Annotated in this window: 2 tRNA genes; both read right to left on the minus strand. The window is 49.2% G+C overall.

The window, feature by feature from the left end:
- Positions 1 to 15 precede the first annotated feature (15 nt).
- A tRNA-Ala gene (locus ACXAHI_RS21035) sits at positions 16 to 91 on the minus strand.
- Between the two features lie 13 nt (positions 92 to 104).
- Positions 105 to 181 (minus strand) — tRNA-Ile (locus ACXAHI_RS21040).
- Positions 182 to 388 lie beyond the last annotated feature (207 nt).

Consider the following 388-nt stretch of genomic DNA (forward strand, 5'->3'; position numbering starts at 1 on the left):
TATAGAAGAAATAAATGGTGGAGCCTAGCGGGATCGAACCGCTGACCTCCTGCGTGCAAGGCAGGCGCTCTCCCAGCTGAGCTAAGGCCCCAGAAATTCTTTTATGGTGGGCCTGAGTGGACTCGAACCACCGACCTCACGCTTATCAGGCGTGCGCTCTAACCAGCTGAGCTACAGGCCCACAAAAGAAAGGTAAATACTCCGACATAGCCATTAGCCGGAGGTGTTTCTTAGAAGAGACTTGCTCTTCATCAAAACAAACCTTTTCATGAAAGAACTATTGCTCTTTCAAAACTGAACGAAACGCTCATGCAAGTTTGGCAACCAATGTTGCCTCGTAATTCTCCATAGAAAGGAGGTGATCCAGCCGCACCTTCCGATACGGCTA

The organism is Anaerobacillus sp. ABD4_527, assembly GCF_056160805.1.